Origin of the sequence: Chryseobacterium sp. VAUSW3 (genome assembly GCF_002205795.1) — a bacterium.
Lineage (GTDB): Bacteria > Bacteroidota > Bacteroidia > Flavobacteriales > Weeksellaceae > Kaistella > Kaistella yananensis.
In genome coordinates, this window is record NZ_NIUY01000001.1 from 75,184 (window position 1) to 90,968 (window position 15,785).

Sequence of the window (15,785 nt, forward strand, 5' to 3'; positions counted from 1 at the left end):
AAATAGTTAATTATATCTGAGATTTATCATATATTAACAGATCACACTTTTATTAAACAGTTGATTCATTGTGATTTAACAGTTCTATTGTCTCACTAATGAGACTTTGAACTTTAACAGAAAGTTAAACATGTGTTTATCTAATACCTTCACCACTTTTCCGATTATGCAATCAGGCACCAATATTTTCAATTAAAGTGGATATCGCGTATCTTTGCACAAATTATTAGAAGAATATGTCAGAGAGAAAGATGATTACAGCGGCTTTGCCTTATGCAAACGGCCCAGTACATATTGGCCACCTGGCCGGAGTTTATATTCCTGCCGATGTTTACGCCAGATTTCAGAGAAGACTCGAAAAAGAGGTCGCTTTTATCTGCGGATCCGATGAACACGGCATTCCGATTACCATCCGCGCAAAAAAAGAAGGAGTAACGCCGCAGGATATTGTAGACAAATACCACGAAATCATTAAAAAATCTTTCAGTGATCTGGGAATCTCCTTCGACGAATACTCCAGAACAACTTCTAAAAAACATTACGAAGTAAGCCAGGATTTTTTCTCCACCCTATATAATAAGAGAAAATTCACAGAAGAAATTTCAGAACAGTATTTCGACGAACAGGCAAATGAATTTCTTGCAGACCGATATATCGTGGGAACCTGCCCGAATTGCGGCAACGACGGTGCGTACGGTGACCAGTGCGAAAAATGCGGCTCTACCCTTTCGCCCTCTGAACTTATCAACCCGAAATCGATGCTGAGCGGAAACGTTCCCGTCTTAAAGGAAACGAAAAACTGGTACCTCCCATTAAATGAGTACGAAAACTTCCTGAACGAATGGATTATTCTAGGTCATAAAGACGACTGGAAACCCAACGTTTACGGACAGGTAAAATCCTGGCTGAATGACGGTTTAAAACCGCGCGCAATGACCAGAGACCTCAATTGGGGCGTTCCCGTTCCATTGCCGGATGCTGATGGAAAAGTACTTTATGTTTGGTTTGATGCACCGATTGGTTATATTTCTTTCACACAGGAGTGGGCCGAAAAAAACGGCAAAAACTGGAAAGACTATTGGCAGAATGAAAATTCCGACCTTGTACACTTCATCGGCAAAGACAATATCGTTTTCCACTGTATAATTTTCCCAGCGATGATGAAAGCTCACGGCGATTATATTATGCCAACCAATGTTCCGGCGTTTGAGTTTTTAAACCTTGAAAACGATAAAATTTCAACTTCCCGAAACTGGGCAGTCTGGGCACACGAATATGTTGAAGAATTCCCAGGACAGCAGGACGTTTTGAGATATGCACTTCTTTCTTCTGCACCGGAAACCAAAGACAATAATTTCACCTGGAAAGATTTCCAGACCAAGAATAATTCAGAACTCGTAGGAATCTTCGGTAACTTCATCAACAGAGTTGCCGTGCTGATCCACAAATATTATAACGGAATTGTTCCGGAAGGCGAGGTAAACGCTCCAGAACTTGCAGAAATCACAAAAGCCGCTGCTGAAATTAAAAATTTCCTTGAAAATTTCGAATTCAGAAATGCGCTTTCTGCGATGATGAATCTGGCAAGATTCGGGAACCAATATCTTCAGACCGAAGAACCGTGGAAAACCATCAAAGACCATCCCGAAAAAGCAGCACACTCCCTTTTTGTAGCGGCACAGATTGCGGTTGGTCTGGCGCAGATTTCAGAACCGTTTATGCCTTTCAGTTCAGAAAAATTACTTAAAATGTTTAACGTTTCTCAGCTGAACTGGAAAGAGATTGCAAGCGAGAAAATCCTTATTAAAACCGGTCACCAGATCAATCCTGCGGAATTACTGTTTTCGAAAATTGAAGACGAAACGATTGAATTCCAAATTCAGAAACTAGAAAACACGAAAGAATCCAACAAAAAAACAAATCCAAAAGCCAATCCCATGAAAGACGAAATTCAGTTTGATGATTTCACGAAAATAGATTTAAGAACAGCCACCATTCTTACCGCTGAAAAAGTGGAAAAAGCGGATAAATTATTGAAATTTACCGTAGATACAGGCGTTGATGTAAGAACCGTGGTTTCAGGAGTTGCAGAAAGTTTCACTCCGGAACAATGCGTGGGAAAACAGGTCATGATTCTACTGAATCTGGCGCCGAGAAAAATCCGCGGGATAGAATCTCAGGGAATGTTACTTTTAACCAACAACGCTGATGGAAAACTGGTATTTGTAACGCCGGATGAAACCGTAGAAAACGGTGTCGAAATCGGGTAAGACAAATCATATTCTTCAAAAAAATAAGACGCACTTTTCTGTGCGTCTTATTTATTAAAATGATCTCAGCAACTTTAAATTTTTATACATTTATAAATACAAATCCAATTTCTATTTCAAAATGAAAATATCCACCCTATTTTTCGCTCTATTTAGCATCATCAGCTGTTCAAAAACTGATCCTTATGCGGTAAATACTGAGGTAAACGCTTCTCTCATGGAAGTGATTCCGGAAGACGCCGCTGCTAACCAAAAATCAGCTTCTGTAAAGCCAGATAGTGCTCCAGCCAAAAATGACAGAATTGCTAAAAAGATCATTAAAAACGGGGAAATGGGAATAGCTGTTGCCAATATTAACGATGCTAAACTGAAAGTAGACGGCATCCTGAAAAAACAAAATGCATACACCCAAAGCGAAACCTTCAGGAATACAGAAATTTCAGAAGAACTGGATCTCGTAATCCGTGTTCCTTATCAGAATTTCGATCAGCTGATCTCTTCTTTTTCAGAGGGTATTGGCGCAGTTGAATATAAAAATATTTCCTCTGAAGATGTGACTGAAGAATATACCGATGTAGCCATAAAACTTGAAAACAAAAGGATTTATCTGGAAAAATACCGCGATCTGCTGAAGAATGCAGCAACTACAAAAGACATGCTCGAAATCCAAGAAAACATCCGCAAACTTGAAGACGAGATTGATGTTGCAGAAGGCAGACTCCGTTTCATTGACGACCGAGTAAACTACAGCACCCTGCGCCTAAGCCTCACTAAAGAAAAACCCAGAAGTTCTGTAACATCTAAAATCGGTTTTGGAAGCAGATTTTCAGATTCCGTCGCACAGGGCTGGAATATTTTTGTAAGTTTTGTACTGGGTCTTATTTCCCTTTGGCCGTTCTTTATCCTCGCGCCTTTTTTCATCATATTTTACCGAAAATGGCGGGCCCGTAAAAAAACTGCTGTTAATGATTCTTCTCATCCAAATAATGAAAGCTGAAAAATATAAACCGGATTAAAAAATTGTAATTTTGTTGTTTAAAATGAACATCATGAAAAAAATAAATATCCTTTTACTTTCTTTATCTGCACTCTTCGCTGCTGTAGCCTGCGGAACAAGAGAAGATGAGCTCTCGAACGAACAGTTTGTAGGAACCTGGGACTGGGCAGCTACAACAGGCGGAATCGGAAATATTAATGACACTCCGTCAAGCACCGGAATTCAGCGTACCATCACTTTTACAGAGACCTATATATATACCGTTAAAGAAAATGGTGCAACGGTGAGCGAAGGAACTTACAACCTTTTAATAGAAGTTACGCCAAATGAACACAAAGAAAAACTGTTTATCGATTTCTCGAATTACCCCGACGTTTTTGTTGACGGTATCGACTCTTCAAACCTCTACCTCGGCGATCATTCCAACGATGGATATTCTTACCATTATAAAAAATAAAAAAAGCGGTCAGTAATTTGGCCGCTTTTTTTATCATCTTTTCCGGATTATTCACCGAAATGTTTTTTCACTGTTTCCAGAACCTGTTCGTCACTCATTTGCTGAGCGGTATCCAGGGTAATTTTAAGGTTTTTGAATTGTGCCGTATCATGAAGGAAACTTTTCAGTTCTTCCTGAATCGTACCGGGACCGGTAACATATACTTCTTCGGAATTGGTTAAAAGATGGGCAATTTCCTTAAAGTATTTTGCCTTGTTGGTTTGTTCCGCGTTATTGCCCGCATTCTCGCTGGAATTACCGTGCTGTACAACAGCTTTCACAGGTGAACAAAGAAAAAATTTAAAGGCATTCTGCGCATCATGATTTTTCACCACTACTGCTTTGGTTTGATCGAGCCAAAGACCTGCTAATTTTTTATCTGACATAATAATTTATTTTCGTAAGTCAGCTTCAATAACAATGCAAACACGCTGTTAAAGGAAGTTAAACTATTTACCCAGAACGAAAACAGCGGGAATTTTATGAAGTTCCGGCTTGTTTTTCTGCCAGTCTTTGATGCTTAGCGTTTTGATAAATTCCTCAATTGGATCATTGATATTGGCCGCGATACAAAGCCTCGTATTCGGTGCGAGGAATTTACACAGATCTTCAAAAAGCTGATTGTTCCGGTACGGAGTTTCCATGAAAATCTGCGAATAGCCCGTTTTCTGAACCTGATTTTCCAGATACTGAATTCGTGATTTCTTCTCAGACTTATCAATCGGAAGGTACCCGTGAAACGTAAATTCCTGACCATTAAAACCACTTGAAATTAATGCCAAAATAATCGAAGAAGGCCCATTAATCGGAATAATTTTGATGTTATTTTCGTGACACCATTTTACCATAAGATTTCCCGGATCGGCGATACACGGGAGTCCGGCTTCAGAAAGTAAACCGAAATCCTGACCGTTTTTCATTAATTTCTGAGCTTCCTTTAAATCTGCAGATTCAGAATATTTATCGAGAAGAAAGAGCTTTAGATCAGCCTGCTTTTTTTCAGGTGCAAAAAACTTAATGACTTTTCTGGCGGTTTTTTCGTTTTCTACGAAGAAATAATCGGTCTTCAGGATATATTCTTTAATTGCAGGCGCGAAATATGCAATGGGTGAATTTTCGGAAAGGTAAGCGGGAATTAGGAAAAGCATTTAGAATTAATTTTGATTGTTAAGGAGCTTTGATGTAATCTTTTCGGAGGCTTGATCCAGCAACTGATAAACTTTTTCAAAACCATCCAAACCGCTCCAGTAGGGATCGAAAACTTCATAATTGTTCTCGGGAATTTCTGCCGCTTCCAAAAAAAGAGAAATCTTACTCTGCTGTTCTTCGTTTTTTGCCATCGAAATCACATCTTCATAAACGCTTAAATCCATGCAGTAAATTTTATCGAAATCTTCTAAGTCTGTTTTGGTAATAGGTCGCGACCGCTGTTTTCCAATCGTAATTCCGTGATTTTCGGCAGTTTCAATCGCGCGTTTGTCGGGATGTTCGCCTTCGTGAAGGGAAATGGTTCCGGCCGAATCGATTACAAAATTTTCAGGCAGTTTTGATTTTAAAATACCTTCAGCAAGCGGACTTCTGCAGATATTGCCGAGACATACAACAAGGATTTTCATAGGCTTTCTTTACAGATTCAAATTTAAAATAAAAAAAGAAGGAATTCAAAAAACCCCTTCTCTTCTTTATTATTAATATATGGCAAATCTACTGTTTAATTTTTTCGGTAAGTTCTTTTACGTACTTTTTCAGTTCTTTATCGATTTTAGATACGTCTTTTATCGTATCGCACGCGTACATTACAGTTGAGTGGTCTTTTCCGCCCATTTCCTCGCCAATTTTGGTGAAGGTGGCATTGGTAAACTCCTTGGCGAAATACATCGCTAATTGTCTTGGCAAAGCGATTTCTCTTTTTCTGGTTTTCGATAAAAGCTGCTCTCTCTGGATGCCGAAATATTCGCAAACCACTTCCTGAATATAAGGAATATTGATCACCTTTTTCTGGTTGGCTGCAATTTTATTGATGGTTTCCTTTAAAAGTTCAAGACTCAACTCAGATTTATAAATCGTGGAATACGCGATTACTGAATTGATAACACCGATCAGTTCACGAACGTTGGTTTTTACTTCAGACGCAAGGAAATCGAGCATATCTTCCGTTAAAACAATTCCGTCGCGGCTTAGCTTATCAACGATGATTTTTCTTCTGGTATCGAAATCCGGAGATTTAATTTCTGCAGAAAGTCCCCACTTGAATCGGGAAACAATACGATCCTGAATATCGAGAATATCAACCGGCGCTTTATCTGAAGTTAAGATAATCTGTTTGCCGTTCTGGTGCAGATAATCGAAAATATGGAAGAAGCTGTCCTGCGTAGATTTCTTACCGGAAAGAAACTGAATATCATCGATAATCAGCACATCAACCATTTGGTAGAAATTCGCAAATTCGGTCTGTTTATGAGCTTTCGCAGCAGATACAAACTGCTGAATGAATTTTTCTGAAGATAAATAAAGTACCACTTTGTCCGGAAAAGCATTTTTCACTTCAAGACCAACAGCGTGGCCCAAGTGGGTTTTCCCTACTCCGTAACCTCCATATAAAAACAGCGGGTTGAAGGCAGTTGCGCCCGGTCTTTTGGCGATAGATTTTGCTACTGTGGCAGCAAATTTATTGCTTTCGCCTTCCACATAATTGTCAAAAGAAAAATCGGCTTTCAGGTTAGAGTCGATATTCACCTTCTTCATTCCGGGAACTACAAAAGGGTTGATGAGATTTGCAGAAAATGAAGGCGGAAGCGTTTCCTGTACTTTTGGCGTCGCAATACTCTTACCCTTTACATTCATGGTAATGGGTTTTTCCTGACCGCTGGGCTTGTTTTCCATGACGGAATACCAAAGCTTAACTCCTTTTCCTAGATTTTTTTTCAGCGCAGCAGAAAGCAGGGATAAGTAATTATCCTCAATATATTCTTTGTAAAAATCACTCGGTACTAACAGGGTAAGGTTATTATTCACCAAAGATACCGGCTGCACATTGTCGAAAAGTAAATCAAACGAGTTTTCGAGTTTTTTAAGGTCAGTATTGTCTTCTGCTGCGTTGAGGTTATCCCTCATGAACTGGAGACACTTTTCCCAAATAAGAGTTAAATTTTCATTCATTTTCGTTCTGCAATTACCTGCAAGTGTTTAATTTTAGTGGGAAGACAAATATCGAATTTTAAATTATGATAAAAAAATTTTTGTGCTATTGGTTATTTAAAAATATATTTGTATGATTGATTTAAGTCTTAAAATGATACACACAACACATTCATTACGAGTACGTTACGGAGAAACAGATCCTATGAAATACGTTTATTACGGCAACTATGCGGAGTACCTGGAAGTGGCCAGAGTCGAACTTTTTCGGGAGCTCGGAATTCCTTATGACGAGATTGAAAATCAGGGCATTTGGTTACCTGTTTCGGAGTTCAGCATTAAGTATCTGAAGCCTGGTTTATATGATGAAATTCTCGAAATCCATACCTACATCAAAAAACTCCCAGGCGTGCGAATTGAATTTGAATATGAAATTTATAACAGTTCTAAAGAAAAGATTACGGAAGCAAAAACCACCCTCTTTTTTCTCGACGCCAAAAAGAACAAAGTGATAAAATGTCCGGATTTTTTAATGGATCTTCTTGTAAAAAGATGGGCAGAACCCGCTTAAAGTTCTGTACCGGGAGCAATTTCGTACGGTTCGTTATTTTTCTCGAAAATACGGGTTAATTCTTTACCTTCCACAGTAATTTTCTGCCCAATTTTCCGGATCCAGTTACCTTCCCGCAGGCCTACAACTTTAGTATTGTTCTGGGTGAGAAATTCTTTAATTCTCGTTTCGCGAGTTTCGCCGTTATGTTTCAAATCCGGATTCGGATCCAGATAATGCGGATTGATGTTGAACGGAACAAGTCCCATACATTCAAAACTTGGCGGATAAACAATCGGCATGTCGTTCGTGGTTTTCATATTCAGTCCGCCAATGTTCGAACCGGCACTGCAGCCAAGGTAAGGCGTTCCGTTCTCAACATTTTCTTTTAAAACTTCCATGAGATTTTCTTCATGAAGCGTTTTCACTAAAAGGAAAGTATTACCTCCGCCGGTGAAAATCCCTTTTGCGTTGTTTACCGCTTCAATTTTATCTTCAAACTCGTGCAGGCCTTTTACTTTTATATTAATTTGAGTGAAAAATTCGCGAGCTTTTTTGGTATATTCTTCGTGTGAAATTCCGCCAGGTCTTGCAAACGGCACAAAGATAATTTCATTGGTTTCGCTGAAAAGATTTTGAATTTCTGGCTTTAAATATTCAAGATAATTACCTCCGAAGAGCGTCGATGTTGAAGCAAGGATAATATTCATAGCGCAAACTTATAAATTATTTAATTCCAAAAAAAACGCTTCCTCAATATTTAAAAAGGAGAAAAAATGCGGAAGTAAAAGCATAACCTTAAAATTCAATTTTTTCATTTATGAAAAAGTCCGTGCTTTCGAGTGCGGATTTTTATTTTATGTTCCGTTTTCTTAGGTTTAATACTTAACTTTGAATTTTTCCTTAAAAATTTTCTATGAAATATTGCTTTCCGTTAGGGGTTATTCTTTTATTTCTGATGAATTTCAGTTTTGGCCAACAAAAAACATATTGCAATCCCATAAATATCGATTACGGGTATACACCATTTGAAGTATTTTCAAAACAGGGAAAACACCGTGCTACAGCAGATCCCGTGATCGTAAATTTTCAGAAAAAACTTTTTCTTTTCTCAACCAATCAGGAAGGCTACTGGCACAGCGATGATATGCTGAACTGGAAATTCGTGTCCCGAAAATTCCTGCGCGACGACAAATATATTCACGACCTCAATGCACCTGCTGCATGGGTGATGAAGGATACACTTTATGTTTACGGTTCCACGTGGGAATCAGATTTCCCGATCTGGAAATCGACCAATCCTACAAAAAATGAGTGGCAAATTGCAGTCGATACCTTAAAAGTAGGCGCCTGGGACCCTGCATTTCATTATGATGAAGATAAAAACAAACTTTATCTCTATTGGGGATCAAGCAACGAATGGCCGCTTTTGGGAACTGAAGTGAAAGTGAAAAATCTTCAGTCCGAAGGTTACGTAAAACCCATCCTGCGTTTAAAACCCGAAGATCATGGCTGGGAAAGATTTGGCGAATATAACGACAATGTGTTCCTGCAACCGTTTGTAGAAGGAGCCTGGGTAACAAAATACAAGGACAAATACTATATGCAGTACGGCGCGCCCGCTACCGAATTCAGCGGATACGCAGACGGAGTATATGTATCTAAAAACCCATTGGAAGGTTACGAATACCAACAGCACAACCCCTTCTCTTACAAACCTGGGGGCTTTGCCCGTGGCGCCGGCCATGGCGCGACTTTTCAGGATAATTACGGAAATTACTGGCATGTGTCCACCATTTTTATTTCTACCAAAAACAATTTTGAAAGACGGCTGGGCATTTGGCCGGCCGGGTTCGATAATGATGATGTAATGTACAGCAACACGGCCTACGGCGACTACCCTACCTATATTCCCGAATTTGCACAGGGTAAGGATTTCACCAAAGGTTTATTCACCGGATGGATGCTGCTGAATTACCAGAAACCAGTTTCTGCCTCATCAACTTTAGGAGGTTATCAGCCTAATTTTGCGGTAGACGAAGACATTAAAACCTATTGGTCTGCAAAAACAGGAAATTCCGGAGAGTGGTTCCAGACCGATTTGGGCGAAATTTCTACCATTAATGCAATTCAGATCAATTACGCAGACCAGGATGCAGAATTTATGGGCAAAACTTTAGGTAAAATGCATCAGTATAAAATTTACAGCTCCAATGACGGCAAAAACTGGAAGATTTTAGTCGACAAAAGCAAAAACAACACCGATGTTCCGCACGATTATATCGAACTGGAAAAACCTGCAAAAGCAAGATTTTTAAAAATGGAAAATCTAAAAATGCCCACCGGCAAATTTGCGTTAAGCGGTTTCAGAGTTTTCGGAAAAGGTGGTGGCGAAAAACCCGCTAAAGTTGAAAATTTTGTTCCGCTACGCGCTGATCCGAAAAAATTTGGCGAACGAAGAAGCATCTGGATGAAGTGGAAACAAAACGAAAAAGCGGACGGATATATGATTTACTTTGGCAAAACCCCGGATAAATTATACGGAAGCATTATGGTGTACGGTAAAAACGAATATTTTTTCACTGGTGCCGACCGCACGGATGCTTATTATTTTCAAATCGAAGCATTTAATAACAATGGCATTTCAGAAAGGTCGCAAGTTTTTAAATCAGAATAATTAATCGCTAAATCTCACGTTCTTCCATTACAATTTCTACATTTGTTCTATGAAAAATTTTCTCCTCCTATTGATCCTGTTCTCCGTTTTCTGCTTCGCACAGCAAAATTCTTTAAAACAAACTGCAGGAATTTTTCCACTGTATGTGGTTGATGGTATGATCGCGAATGAGGCACAGCTGAAAGCATTTACCTCAGCAGAAATCTCATCAGTAAGCGTTTACAAATCCGATAATTTACCTGATAAGCTTTCTCCTTTCAGCAATTTCAGCACCGAAGGAATTATCGATATTACGCTGAAAAACAATTCAACGCTTCCAACCGTTTTACTCTATCAGATGAACATGGAGCATCGCCTGGAGGAATCTAATGCGGTTTACATCAACAGAATTTTAGTGAAGAGTAACCATATTAAAATACTGAAAAACGCAATTATAGAGACTGAAATTATTGATGATAACGGACAGCATTTCCTCAACATCTGGACTTTAACAAAAGAAGAACGCAGCGGAATTGTAAAAAGAACCGGTGGAATAAAAATTAATCCCAAGAACAGAAGTAACATTAAAAACGTAATCCTGAAATGAAGATTGCATACCTCGGTCCACAGGCAAGCTTTACCCAACTCGCCGCATCACAGATTTTCCCCGAAAACGAGTTGATTGCGGAATCGAGTATTTTAGACTGTTTCAATGCAGTGAAAAACGGTGACGTTGATAAAGCGGTGGTGCCGCTTGAAAATTCTATCGAAGGAACCGTATCCATGACACTGGACTATCTGTATGATTTCGAAAACATTTTCATCCAAACCGAAGCCATAATGCCGATTTCGCACCAGCTGATGATGCATCCCGCAAACGAAGATTTCTCTAAAATCATTTCGCATCCACAGGCTTTGGCTCAAACATTTCATTTCAGATTCAATCACTATAAAAATACGCTGACCCAGGACTACAGCTCTACGTCAGCTGCCGCAAAACTGGTTTCTGAAAACCCTCAGGAAAAATGGGCCGCAATTGCCAATTCCTACGCGGCGAAATTATATGGCTTGAAGGTCATCCACAAAAACATTCAGGATTTTGAGCAAAATCACACCAAATTCATCATAATTTCTAAAAAAAGAACCTCTTTAAATCTCAATTTCCCTAAAAGTTCGGAAAAAACTTCGCTTCTGGTAACACTTCCGGAAGATCATGCCGGAGGCTTGCATCAGGTGTTATCTGTTTTTGCCTGGCGGAAAATGAACCTTTCCAAAATTGAAAGCCGCACGATGAAAAAAAACCTGGGCAATTATTTCTTCTTTATCAATGTAGCCAGCGAATGGCATCCCGTTTTATCAGAAAATGCTCTTGAAGAGCTCCGGTTATTTGGCGCAGACGTAAAATTCATCGGGCATTATAACGAGTATATCCTGGAGGATTAATTTTTTATTCCTTCACGAATTTGAAACTTTTAGCATTGATTTTCAGAAAATAAGCACCCACTTTTAACCTGGAAACATCAATAGTTTGGGAAGGGCTGTATTTGCCTTTTCTGATCAGTTTTCCATCGGTTGAAAAAATTTCAAAATCAGAAGTTTTTTTGATTCCTTTCATATTCAACCTATCACTCACTGGATTTGGGAAGAGCATCACCTCATTTTCCGAAACCGATTCCGTGGATAAAGCATCATCAAAAACTACCGTTGAGTTTTTTTCGATGATTTGTTTTTCATAATTGAATTCAACATTTACTACCTGAAAATTCAATGGTTTTGAAAATAACTGTGCGTTTGATGTGTTTTCTAATACCAAAAAAGCGGTTTCACCATTACTTCCGGTAACTTTTACAGGCAGAGGCATTTCAAAAAAACTTACAGACGGGTCACTTTGCGTTTGCGAAACCCAAAAATTCATATCCAGATTTGCAGACTGATTCCATTTAATGGTGTACGTTGGATAACCTTCTCCGTAAATCCAGTCGTTAAAAAAACCAGTGAAATCTCTTCCTGTGGAAACCAAAATCTGATTTTTGAAATCTTCGGTTTTCGCGTAACTGTAAGCAAAAGCAGGATTTGCCGCATAATCTTTCAGAAGCTGATAAAACGCTTCATCACCTAAAATCCACTTCATCATCCGCAAAACATAGCCGCCTTTCACATAGGTAAGTCTTCCGCTGAAGAGCACCGGAATATTCGCCAAATCGCTGTCGTCAACATACACACTTCCGTTTGGCTGACTTGTGATAACGTTCATTTGGTTCGCGAGATAATTCATAAATTCAGAGTGGGTCATCAGTTTTTTTTCATTGACCAAGTGTTCCCCGAAGGTTGCAAAACCTTCATTAAGCCAGATGTCATTCCAGGCGCCACAGGTTATTTTATCACCAAACCATTGGTGTGCAAGTTCGTGAGCGATGGTAGATTTCGCGAAAGAATTCATCGACGACATCGTTTGATGTTCCATTGCAGCGCCGTTTACCGCAAATTCCATGTGACCGTACTTTTCGGCGGCAAAAGGATAAGTTCCGAAATGATTTTCAAATAAAGTCATTGCGGTTTTAGTCCATTCGATATTATCCATCACTCCAGAATTAGCATTGGTCGACGGATAAAGATAATTCACAAAAGGAAAACTGCTATTTCCGATGACATCATTAATTTTATTGAAATTACCGATCGAAAATGCTACCAGATAAGCCGCCATGGGATAATTGGTTCGCCAGAAGGTAAGTTTTTTGTTATCCGGAAGCAAAGTTTCAGACATCAGTTTGCCGTTTGATGCAACGCTGTATTGGTTGGGTGTGGTAATTTTAATATCGAAACGGTCGATTTTGTCGTTCATGCTCTGTTTTGTCGGAAACCAGTTCTGCGCGCCGTAAGGTTCCGAGAGCGTTGATAAAACCGGGCTTCCGTCGTGCGTTCCCATATAAAAAGACGTTCTTCCGGAATTATCGGGCGCACCGGAATAGTGTATCGTAAGAGAATCCAGCGTATTTGATGGAAGTGAAGCCGGAAAATCGACCTTCAGTTCTTTGGTCGTTAACTGCTGAAAATTAAGATCTGTACCATGATATGTAACTTTTGAAACTGGCAAAAGATTGGTAAAATCAAAATAAATTGAAGACATATTCTGGTTTGTCAAAAAGTGAGACGTTACCGTGCCTGAAATCTGAAAAACCGCCGGATCCAAAAACACCTCCATTCTTTGATATTGAAGATCATAATTTAAAGTATTGGGGTTAACATTAAAATCAATCATCCGCTGATATCTGCCCATTTCCTTGCTCATCAAATCTTTGTTTTCCGAAATAAACTGCGCCGGAATCTGAATAGAGAAAAGAAGGAAAATCATTAAAAAATAAATCTTTTTCATCACACGAAATTTAATTTAAAGATAAAAAAAACACCTGACAATCAGCCAGATGTTAAATTATTTTTAAAATTTCAGAGCTTAATATTTATCTTTCCATTTTCTTTTAAGCTCTTCCCGTATTTTATTTTCGGTGGAATTATTTCCGGGTTCGTAGAATTTTATTCCGGAAATCTCTTCGGGCAGAAATTCCTGATCTACAAAGTTTCCTTCGTGCGAATGGGCGTAAGCGTAATCTTTACCGTAATTTAAATCTTTCATGAGTTTTGTGGGCGCATTTCTCAGATGGAGCGGAACAGGTAAATTTCCGGTTTGCTTTACCTTTGCAATTGCATCATTAATCGCAACGTAAGTGGAATTACTTTTCGGAGAAACCGCAAGATAAACTGCTGTTTCGCTAAGAATAATTCTTGCCTCAGGATTTCCGATGACATTGATGGCCTGAAAACAGTTGTTTGCCACCGTAAGCGCGTTCGGATTGGCCAAACCGATGTCTTCAGCAGCCAGAATCAGCATTCGCCTTGCGATGAATTTGATATCTTCACCACCAACCAACATTCTGGCGAGCCAATACACCGCACCATTGGGATCAAAACCGCGCATGGACTTGATGAAAGCCGAAATAATATCGTAATGCTGCTCGCCGTTTTTATCATAAAGCGCCATGGTTTCCTGCAGCACTTCAAGCACATCTTCGTTGGAAATTTCCTTTTTCTTCGAATTTTTAAAGTTATTCAGTACATTTTCTACCGAATTGATGAGTTTCCGTGCATCGCCGCCAGAATACTGAATAAAGGCTTCTTTGTCTTTTATTTTGAATTCGGTGTTCTCTTTTTCGTTGTATTTTGTCAGAGAAAGTTCTGCCAGTTCTGCCAGTTTTTCATAACTCAAAGATTTTAAAACGTAAACTTGCGACCGCGAAAGCAAAGCCGAAACCACTTCGAAACTCGGGTTTTCGGTCGTAGCGCCGATGAGTACAATCCAGCCTTTTTCCACGGCATGAAGTAAAGAATCCTGCTGCGATTTATTGAAACGGTGAATTTCATCAATAAAAAGAATCGGCGATTTTCCTGAAAAAAGGTTTTGCTTTTTGGCTTCGTCAATCACTTCACGAACATCTTTCACCCCTGAAGAAACAGCGGAAAGTTTAAAAAATTTCCTGCCTGATTTTTCCGAAATAATTTCCGCTAAAGTTGTTTTTCCCGTTCCGGGAGGTCCCCAAAAAATCAGAGAATTCAGCGTGTCATTCTCCAGCATTTTTCGGATGGTGCCGTTTTTTCCTGTTAAATGTTCCTGCCCGAGAACTTCGTCTAGCGTTTTCGGTCTTAAAATTTCGGCTAAAGGTGTATTGGAGCTCAAGGTTTCGGGTTCAAAGTTTTAGATTAAACAAAATTACAATTAAAAAACAATTTTATAAACTTTAACCCTGAACTTTAACCTCGAAATGGTGTTATCCCATAATATGAAAGCCACCGTCTACATGACGAATTTCGCCGGTAATTCGGGTTTCCGGACGGAAAAGATGAACGACTTCGTGTGCCAAATCTTCCGGAGTGGCATTTCCGAGCGGACTCAAACGGTCGGCTCTGTCGACATCTTCGGTTTTCAACGTGGCGTTTCCGGCTTTACTTCCCATGTAAGGTGAAAAACGCACACAATTAGCACGAATTCCGTAATCTCTGCCCAATTCATAAGCCATTTCAATGGTTAATCTTTCAAGTGCAGCTTTGGCAATACTCATGTTAATGTATGGGAAAAACGAAACTTTTTCCGCGGCAATATAGCTTAAAGAAACTATGGAAGCGCCTTTTTGTAAAATATGGCTCATCAAAAGAACGTGCGAAAGTGAAATCAGTGAAAACGCTGAAACCGTCATCGTATCATTAAATTCTTCTGCCGTAACTTCCAACATTGGTTTTACAGATTTGTTACGAATGGTTTTATCCATCGCAATTGCATGAAGGAAACCATCTAATTTGACGTTATTCTGATTTAAAAATTCAACCAAAGAATCCAAACTTTCGGGAAGCGTAACGTCGAGTGGAAATGTCAACGTATCAGCGCCGAGTTTATTTTTACAAGCAGTTTCGAAATCGCCGTAGGATTTATTCAAAAAACTTGCGGCTTTTTCGGAAAGGTTTTTGTGGAAAGGCGTTACGCCAAGTCCGGTGCAAACTACTTTTCCGTTGTTTTGAATAATTTTTTCGGCCACTTTCATCGCTAATGAATTTTCATCTGCAATTCCGGTGATTAAAAAGGTTTTATTGGTGAACATATTTTGTTTAATATAAATTATAAATGATGAATT

The 15,785-nt window shown here is 39.2% G+C and carries 15 protein-coding genes; 7 read left to right on the top strand and 8 right to left on the bottom strand.

What is annotated here, in order from left to right:
- Positions 1 to 236 precede the first annotated feature (236 nt).
- The 3 genes from metG (at position 237) to CDW55_RS00335 (ending at position 3,724) form a co-directional block, all read left to right on the top strand.
- A complete protein-coding gene (gene metG / locus CDW55_RS00325; protein ID WP_088467760.1) occupies positions 237 to 2,270 on the top strand; it encodes a methionine--tRNA ligase in 2,034 nt (677 codons plus the stop codon).
- Positions 2,271 to 2,391: 121 nt separating this feature from the next.
- The gene (locus CDW55_RS00330) at positions 2,392 to 3,267 is read left to right on the top strand and encodes a DUF4349 domain-containing protein (RefSeq protein WP_088467761.1); all 876 of its coding nucleotides are present in this window, start codon (positions 2,392 to 2,394) and stop codon (positions 3,265 to 3,267) included.
- 52 nt (positions 3,268 to 3,319) lie between these two features.
- Entirely contained in the window at positions 3,320 to 3,724 is a 405-nt protein-coding gene (locus CDW55_RS00335) for a hypothetical protein (protein WP_088467762.1), read from the top strand.
- 47 nt (positions 3,725 to 3,771) lie between these two features.
- Here CDW55_RS00335 and CDW55_RS00340 read toward each other — a convergent pair whose 3' ends face one another.
- From CDW55_RS00340 to dnaA, 4 genes are all read right to left on the bottom strand, one after another.
- Entirely contained in the window at positions 3,772 to 4,149 is a 378-nt protein-coding gene (locus CDW55_RS00340; RefSeq protein ID WP_088467763.1) for a hypothetical protein, read from the bottom strand.
- Positions 4,150 to 4,212: 63 nt separating this feature from the next.
- On the bottom strand, positions 4,213 to 4,911 hold the full coding sequence (locus CDW55_RS00345; protein ID WP_088467764.1) for an SAM-dependent methyltransferase: 699 nt from the start codon (positions 4,909 to 4,911) through the stop codon (positions 4,213 to 4,215).
- Positions 4,912 to 4,917: 6 nt separating this feature from the next.
- The gene (locus tag CDW55_RS00350) at positions 4,918 to 5,379 is read right to left on the bottom strand and encodes a low molecular weight protein-tyrosine-phosphatase (protein WP_088467765.1); all 462 of its coding nucleotides are present in this window, start codon (positions 5,377 to 5,379) and stop codon (positions 4,918 to 4,920) included.
- Between the two features lie 88 nt (positions 5,380 to 5,467).
- Positions 5,468 to 6,922 carry a chromosomal replication initiator protein DnaA gene (gene dnaA, locus CDW55_RS00355; protein WP_088467766.1) on the bottom strand — a complete coding sequence of 485 codons (1,455 nt, stop codon included), beginning with the start codon at positions 6,920 to 6,922 and terminating at the stop codon, positions 5,468 to 5,470.
- A 133-nt stretch (positions 6,923 to 7,055) separates the two neighbouring features.
- Between dnaA and CDW55_RS00360 the strand changes: the two genes are divergently transcribed.
- Positions 7,056 to 7,472, top strand: coding sequence for an acyl-CoA thioesterase (locus CDW55_RS00360; RefSeq protein WP_088468643.1), 417 nt, complete (start codon positions 7,056 to 7,058; stop codon positions 7,470 to 7,472).
- On the opposite strand, the gene pepE is transcribed toward CDW55_RS00360, so the two are convergent.
- Positions 7,469 to 8,161, bottom strand: a complete 693-nt coding sequence (pepE, locus tag CDW55_RS00365; protein WP_088467767.1) for a dipeptidase PepE — start codon at positions 8,159 to 8,161, stop codon at positions 7,469 to 7,471. The two genes, CDW55_RS00360 and pepE, sit on opposite strands and share 4 nt — an antisense overlap.
- Positions 8,162 to 8,367: 206 nt before the next feature.
- On the opposite strand from pepE, the gene CDW55_RS00370 reads away from it, so the two are divergent.
- Genes CDW55_RS00370 through pheA form a run of 3 tightly spaced genes read left to right on the top strand, consistent with a single transcriptional unit; the run spans position 8,368 to position 11,550 of the window.
- Positions 8,368 to 10,128, top strand: coding sequence for a discoidin domain-containing protein (locus CDW55_RS00370; protein ID WP_088467768.1), 1,761 nt, complete (start codon positions 8,368 to 8,370; stop codon positions 10,126 to 10,128).
- 49 nt (positions 10,129 to 10,177) lie between these two features.
- The gene (locus CDW55_RS00375; protein WP_088467769.1) at positions 10,178 to 10,714 is read left to right on the top strand and encodes a hypothetical protein; all 537 of its coding nucleotides are present in this window, start codon (positions 10,178 to 10,180) and stop codon (positions 10,712 to 10,714) included.
- Positions 10,711 to 11,550, top strand: a complete 840-nt coding sequence (pheA, locus tag CDW55_RS00380) for a prephenate dehydratase (RefSeq protein WP_088467770.1) — start codon at positions 10,711 to 10,713, stop codon at positions 11,548 to 11,550. Before CDW55_RS00375 ends, pheA begins: the two co-directional genes overlap by 4 nt.
- 4 nt (positions 11,551 to 11,554) lie before the next feature.
- On the opposite strand, the gene CDW55_RS00385 is transcribed toward pheA, so the two are convergent.
- From CDW55_RS00385 to CDW55_RS00395, 3 genes are all read right to left on the bottom strand, one after another.
- On the bottom strand, positions 11,555 to 13,480 hold the full coding sequence (locus CDW55_RS00385) for a M1 family aminopeptidase (RefSeq protein WP_088467771.1): 1,926 nt from the start codon (positions 13,478 to 13,480) through the stop codon (positions 11,555 to 11,557).
- A 78-nt stretch (positions 13,481 to 13,558) separates the two neighbouring features.
- Entirely contained in the window at positions 13,559 to 14,836 is a 1,278-nt protein-coding gene (locus CDW55_RS00390) for a replication-associated recombination protein A (protein ID WP_088467772.1), read from the bottom strand.
- 91 nt (positions 14,837 to 14,927) lie between these two features.
- Complete coding sequence (locus CDW55_RS00395; RefSeq protein WP_088467773.1) at positions 14,928 to 15,752, bottom strand: SDR family oxidoreductase; 825 nt, start codon at positions 15,750 to 15,752, stop codon at positions 14,928 to 14,930.
- Positions 15,753 to 15,785 lie beyond the last annotated feature (33 nt).

Coding starts and splice junctions, on each gene's coding strand:
- CDW55_RS00385 (WP_088467771.1), bottom strand. CDS start 13,480: ATGAAAAAGATTTATTTTTTAATGATTTTCCTTCTTTTCTCTATTCAG.
- dnaA (WP_088467766.1), bottom strand. CDS start 6,922: ATGAATGAAAATTTAACTCTTATTTGGGAAAAGTGTCTCCAGTTCATG.
- CDW55_RS00340 (WP_088467763.1), bottom strand. CDS start 4,149: ATGTCAGATAAAAAATTAGCAGGTCTTTGGCTCGATCAAACCAAAGCA.
- metG (WP_088467760.1), top strand. CDS start 237: ATGTCAGAGAGAAAGATGATTACAGCGGCTTTGCCTTATGCAAACGGC.
- CDW55_RS00350 (WP_088467765.1), bottom strand. CDS start 5,379: ATGAAAATCCTTGTTGTATGTCTCGGCAATATCTGCAGAAGTCCGCTT.
- pepE (WP_088467767.1), bottom strand. CDS start 8,161: ATGAATATTATCCTTGCTTCAACATCGACGCTCTTCGGAGGTAATTAT.
- CDW55_RS00335 (WP_088467762.1), top strand. CDS start 3,320: ATGAAAAAAATAAATATCCTTTTACTTTCTTTATCTGCACTCTTCGCT.
- CDW55_RS00395 (WP_088467773.1), bottom strand. CDS start 15,752: ATGTTCACCAATAAAACCTTTTTAATCACCGGAATTGCAGATGAAAAT.
- CDW55_RS00375 (WP_088467769.1), top strand. CDS start 10,178: ATGAAAAATTTTCTCCTCCTATTGATCCTGTTCTCCGTTTTCTGCTTC.
- CDW55_RS00360 (WP_088468643.1), top strand. CDS start 7,056: ATGATACACACAACACATTCATTACGAGTACGTTACGGAGAAACAGAT.
- CDW55_RS00345 (WP_088467764.1), bottom strand. CDS start 4,911: ATGCTTTTCCTAATTCCCGCTTACCTTTCCGAAAATTCACCCATTGCA.
- CDW55_RS00370 (WP_088467768.1), top strand. CDS start 8,368: ATGAAATATTGCTTTCCGTTAGGGGTTATTCTTTTATTTCTGATGAAT.
- CDW55_RS00330 (WP_088467761.1), top strand. CDS start 2,392: ATGAAAATATCCACCCTATTTTTCGCTCTATTTAGCATCATCAGCTGT.
- pheA (WP_088467770.1), top strand. CDS start 10,711: ATGAAGATTGCATACCTCGGTCCACAGGCAAGCTTTACCCAACTCGCC.